This window comes from Actinosynnema sp., from assembly GCF_052038725.1.
Genome location: NZ_JBQGCX010000056.1, coordinates 1 through 5,117, shown reverse-complemented (window position 1 = coordinate 5,117; position 5,117 = coordinate 1). Strand labels below are relative to the sequence as shown.

The window sequence follows — 5,117 nt, the reverse complement described above, 5'->3', positions numbered from 1 at the left end:
GCCAGAAGGGCGGCTCGCCGCTCGGCTCGCTGCTGGCGAGCCCGACGATGTTCGGCTCGCGGTGAGCGCTGACCACGACTAGCTCAACCACCCGCCCCCTCGGCCCCCGGCGCGACACGCGCGGGGGGCCGAGCCCTTTGTGGAGGCGAGTCCGCCGGGAGCCGCGTGCAGGGGGTGCTCGCCGAGGTGCGTGCGGCGCCAAGCGCGCGCCGAAGGGGCGGTCAGTTCTCCGAGGCCCGGTCGCGCCCGCGCAGCCGGTCCTGCGCGTGCCCGACCAGCGCGTGCACCGGGATCGCGCCGTCGCTGGTCACCCAGCACACCCGCACCCCCGGCCGCACCCGCGCGCCCGACACCCGCACCGCGCGACCGGCCAGCTCGCCGACCCGCGCGGCGACCGCCTCGCCCGTCCCGTTCGGGTGCTCGGCCACCACCGCGAACTCGTCGCCGCCGTACCTGGCCACCGTGTGGTCCGCGCGCAAGCCGGCCCGCAGCCGCGCGCCCAGCACCACCAGCAGCTCGTCGCCCCGGTGGAACCCGTGCGCCCGGTTCACCTCGGCCAGGTGCCGCACGTCCAGCAGCACCAGCGTCGCGAGCGTGCCGTGCGGGCGCGCCCGCACCAGCGCCTGGTCCAGCCGGTCCAGCAGCAGCGCCCGGCCGGGCAGCCCGGTCAGCGGGTCGACCAGGCCCGCGCTGTGCGGCACGTCGGCCTGCACCGGGCGCAGCAGCACCAGCACCCGCTCGTCCAGCGGCCGGTACTCGGCCCACACCCGCGTGCGCGGCAGCACCACCGGCAGCACCAGCGTCGACCGGCTGCGCAGCACCTGCCTGGCCAGCTCGGCCCGCGACGGCAGCGGCGCGCCCGAGTCGTCGCGCGCCTCGCCCGCCGCGCCCAGCTCGGCGGCCACCCGGTTCTCGGCGAGCACCGCGCCCCGCGCGTCCAGGAGCAGCACGCCCACGGGGAGCTGCGCGATCAGCTCGTCCCAGTGACCGATCCGGGTGCGCATCGCAGTCGCCTCCCACCGCGGGCTGCATGGGCCTTCTTGGCAGCCTCCCCGCGCTGAGCGGGCATTTCAACACCTGCGCGACCACCCGGTCCGGTGATCTTTCAGCTGATCTTGCCCAGGGACTCGTCGGGGAGCCCGCCCGCGAGCGCGGCGAGCAGCGCGGCGAACGCGCCCTCGGACACGATCGGCACCCCGTACGCGCGGGCCCGCCTCGCCTTGGTGGACAGGGAGAACGGGTCGGCCGCGACCAGCAGCGCCGTGGCGCGCGTGACGTAACCGGAGTTCACCCGCAGCCCCGCGCCGAGCGCCCGGTCCACCCAGACGTCGCGCGCGTCGTCCATCTGCCCGGTGAACACCACCAGGTCGCCCCGCGCCAACCGCCTTGCCGCCCCCGCGCCACCGACCGCCGCGCCACCGACCGCCGGACCGCAGGCAACCGGAATGCCGGTCGCCGCAACGCCGCTCGCCGGACCACCGGCCGCCGGACCGCCGAGCGCCCCGCCTGCCGGATCCCCGCCTGCCGGGACTTCGCCCGGCCGCGTCCCACCGGCCCGAGTCCCGCCGGACAACGCGACCGGCCGCGTCGCACCGGCCAGCGCGCCCGACCACGGGGCGGCGCCCGTCGAGAGCCCACCCGCCGACAACCCGCCCGACGACGGCCCGTTCGCGGGAACTCCGCCCGCCGGCACCGCTCCCGCCGGTCCGGGGCCCGCCCCGGCCAGCACCCCGCCCGCCAGGTCGGCGGCGCCCCGCCGCACCTCGGGCACGTCCGCGCCCAGCGGCGGCAGGTCCAGCGCGCCCGCGCCGGGGACCTCGGGCAGCCGGGCGAACAGCGCCGCCGCCGCGCGCGCGTCGGCCAGCGCCGAGTGCGCGTCCAGCAGCGGCACCCCGGCGTCGGCGCAGCAGTCCCGCAGCGACCGCCGCCCGCCCGACAGCCGCATCGTGCACAGCCCGTCGAAGTCCGCGTCCACCCCGACCCGGCCGAACTCGGCGGCCAGGAAGCGCGCGTCGAACGCCAGGTTGTGCGCCACCAGCACCCGGCCCGCCAACCGCCGCGCCAGCGCCCCCGCCGCCAGCGCGAACGTCGGCGCGCCCCACACGTCGGCTGCCCTGATCCGGTGCACGTGCTGCGGACCGAGGTCCCGGCCGGGGTTCAGCAGCGTGCACCACTCCCCGGTGACCCGCCGGTCCCGGTCCAGCTGCACGACGGCCACCTCGACCACCCGGTCGGACCGCCGGAACCCGGTCGTCTCCACGTCGACCACCGCGTAACCCACGCCGACGAACCTACCGCCGGTCCGCCCGCCCTCAGGGCACCTCCTGCAGACCGAGCACCGACAGCAGCCGCAGCGCGTCGTGCCCCGGCGAACCGGGCGGGGCGGTGAACAGCACCACGTGCTGGTCCCGCTCCGGAACCACCAGCACGTCGCAGTCCAGCGGGATCGGGCCGAGCCGGGGGTGCGCCACGACCTTCGTCATGCCGTGCAGGCCCGACACCTCGGCCACCCGCCACAGCTCCGCGAACTCGCGGCTGCCCCGCAGCAGCTCCCGCACCAGGTCCTGCACGCCCCGGTCGCGCGGGTAGCGGGCGGCCACCGCCCGCAGGTGCGCCGCCGCGAACCGGCTGAACTCGCCGCCGTCCTCGATCCCGTAGTGCCTGCGCGCCGGGTCCGGGCCCAGGAAGTACCGGCGGATCATGTTGCGCTCCCGAGGGGGTCGCGCCGAGAAGTCCTCCAGCAGCGCCGCCGCCAGCGGGTTCCACACCAGCACGTCGTACTTCGCGTCCAGCACCACCACGGCGGTGTCCGGCAGCCGCTCCACCAGGTCCATAACCCGGTCGGGGACATCACGGGACACGCCCGGTGGTTCCGCGGGCCGCCCGCACAGCGCGTGCAGGTGGTCCCGCTCGGCGTCGGTGAGCCGCAGCGCCCTGCCCAGCGCGACCAGCACGTGCCGCGACGGCCGCGGACCGCGCGCCTGCTCCAGCCGCGTGTAGTACTGGGTCGAGATGTGCGCCAGCCCCGCCACCTCCTCGCGCCGCAGACCGGGGGTGCGGCGCGGTCCGCCCGAAGGCAGTCCCACGGTCCCCGGTGACAGCCGCTCCCGGTGCGACCGCAGGAAGCGGCCCAGCTCAGCCTTGTCCACGCCCCCGAGGATGCCGCCCGCGGCCGTTGCCCGACAGGTACGGGCAGGGCCTGCCTGAGCGCTCCGCGGCGCGGCACGGTGGAGCCATGACCAAGACCGGACTGCTGGCCGACAAGATCGCGCTCGTCACCGGGGCCAGCCGGGGCATCGGCGCCGCCGCCGCCCGCCTGTTCACCGCCGCGGGCGCCACCGTCGTGCTCGCCGCGCGCAGCGAGGACGCGCTCAAGGCCCTCGCCTCGGAACTGCCGGGCGCCTCGTACGTGGTCACCGACCTGGGTGACAAGAAGAGCATCGACCACCTGGTGCGCACGGTCGTCGAGCGGCACGGCAGGCTCGACGCGGCGTTCAACAACGGCGGAACGGCCACCCCGCCGCACCCGCTCGCCGACGTGACCGAGGAGGACCTGGACCGGGTCGTCCAGGTCAACTTCAAGGGCGTGTTCCACGCGGTGGCCGCCGAGGTCAAGGCCATGGCCGCCACCGGCGGCGGGGCGATCGTCAACACCAGCAGCGTCGGCAGCCTGATCGCGAACCCGGCGCTGCCCGCCTACGCGGCGGCCAAGCGGGCGGTGAACAGCCTGACCGAGTCGGCGGCCGTCACCTACGGCGGCGCGGGCATCCGGGTGAACGCCATCGCGCCGGGCCTGACCCGCACCGAGATGGTCGACGACTGGGAGTCGCACGACCCCGGCGTGATCGACCGGATCGTCGCGTCCACCCCGCTCGGCAGGGCCGCCACGCCCGAGGAGGTGGCCGAGGCGGCGGCCTGGCTGCTCAGCGACCGCGCCTCGTACGTGACCGGCGCGGTGCTCCCGGTGACCGGCGGGACCGGCATCTGACCCGGTGGCCCGCGCCCGGCCGGATCAGGGCGCGGGCTCCTCGCCGCTGGCCATCGCGATGGCTTCCTCGACGGTGTCCGCGATCGGGATGATCTCGTCGAAGCGGGCCAGCTCCAGCGCGTCCAGCACGGTCTCGCCGACCCCGGCCAGCGCGAGCGCGCCGCCGTTGGCCCGCACCTTGGCCAGCGCCCCGGCGAGCACGCCGAGCCCGTGGTGGTCCAGCGACTCGACCCGCTCCAGGTCCAGCACGACGAGGAACGCGCCTTCGTCGATCTCCTCGACCACCAGCTCCGTCCAGAGCTTCGGGGAGGTGAACAGGTCGACCACCCCTGAGATCCCGGCGACGAGGAACGAGCCCTCGCCGTGGTCGACGCGGTGCTTGCTCACCTTCAGGCCCATGCGGGCTGCCTCCCCGTCGGTAGCGGGCGCCCGGCCCTCGTGGGCCTCGGCTGGGTGTTGTCCCGTGCGGACGCTGGTCTCGACCTGCCTCGATTCCCCGGCTTCTCCCCCGATGATGTCATCGAAGATCGGTTCCAGCGCTGCGGCGCGGCGGTGGACCGGCGCCGCGGCGGGTGGGGCAGCGCGGTGGCGCGGCCGAAACCGCAGGTGGGGCGCTTCGCGCTCCGTCCGGGCACGGGCGAACCCGGACGGGGTCGGCTCGCGCGCCGGGGACGGCCGACCGCAGACCGGGGGCAGGTGACCGATCGCGCCGACGACCTCACCGCGCTGGTCAGGCTCTCCGCCGGACCGGGCGCGGTCGGCGCGCTGCTCGACTGGCTCGCGCGGCGCGCGGGCGGGGCGGCGGCGCTGCTCGACGTCGGCGGCCGGACCCTCGCGACCCCCGCGCGGTGCCCGAGTCCTTGCTGGCCACAGCCTCAGCCGCCGTGGCCGACCTGCGCCGCGGGGGGACACCCGCCGCCGTGCTCGGCGACGCGATCGACGTGGTCCGCCTCGGCGCGGGCGGTCCTCACCTGGTGGTGGCGGGCGAGCCGGGACACGGCGCCCCGCTCGCCGACGCCGCCCGCGTCCTGGGCCTGGCTCTCCCCACCGGTTCCGGCTGGCCCGCTCGACGCCCTGCTGGCCACCCCGGCCGCAAGCGTCGAGACGGTCCGGGCCTGGCTGCGCGCGG

Annotated in this window: 6 protein-coding genes; 2 read left to right on the top strand and 4 right to left on the bottom strand. The window is 76.8% G+C overall.

The window, feature by feature from the left end; translation table 11 throughout:
* Positions 1-221 precede the first annotated feature (221 nt).
* The 3 genes from ACTUAL_RS01115 to ACTUAL_RS01105 all read right to left on the bottom strand — a co-directional run bounded on the left by ACTUAL_RS01115 (position 222) and on the right by ACTUAL_RS01105 (position 3,149).
* On the bottom strand, positions 222-1,004 hold the full coding sequence (locus ACTUAL_RS01115; protein ID WP_440898942.1) for a diguanylate cyclase domain-containing protein: 783 nt from the start codon (positions 1,002-1,004) through the stop codon (positions 222-224).
* A 101-nt stretch (positions 1,005-1,105) separates the two neighbouring features.
* On the bottom strand, positions 1,106-2,281 hold the full coding sequence (locus ACTUAL_RS01110) for an exonuclease domain-containing protein (protein WP_440898941.1): 1,176 nt from the start codon (positions 2,279-2,281) through the stop codon (positions 1,106-1,108).
* Positions 2,282-2,312: 31 nt separating this feature from the next.
* Positions 2,313-3,149, bottom strand: a complete 837-nt coding sequence (locus ACTUAL_RS01105; protein WP_096497489.1) for a helix-turn-helix transcriptional regulator — start codon at positions 3,147-3,149, stop codon at positions 2,313-2,315.
* Between the two features lie 86 nt (positions 3,150-3,235).
* Here ACTUAL_RS01105 and ACTUAL_RS01100 point away from each other — a divergent pair, with 86 nt between their 5' ends.
* Positions 3,236-3,988 carry an SDR family NAD(P)-dependent oxidoreductase gene (locus ACTUAL_RS01100; protein ID WP_440898940.1) on the top strand — a complete coding sequence of 251 codons (753 nt, stop codon included), beginning with the start codon at positions 3,236-3,238 and terminating at the stop codon, positions 3,986-3,988.
* A gap of 24 nt (positions 3,989-4,012) precedes the next feature.
* Here the strand turns inward: ACTUAL_RS01100 and ACTUAL_RS01095 are convergent, their stop codons facing one another.
* Positions 4,013-4,387, bottom strand: coding sequence for an STAS domain-containing protein (locus ACTUAL_RS01095; RefSeq protein ID WP_096497487.1), 375 nt, complete (start codon positions 4,385-4,387; stop codon positions 4,013-4,015).
* A gap of 297 nt (positions 4,388-4,684) precedes the next feature.
* Between ACTUAL_RS01095 and ACTUAL_RS01090 the strand changes: the two genes are divergently transcribed.
* The coding region (locus tag ACTUAL_RS01090) for a hypothetical protein (RefSeq protein ID WP_440898939.1) at positions 4,685-5,117 on the top strand (433 nt) is incomplete at its 3' end.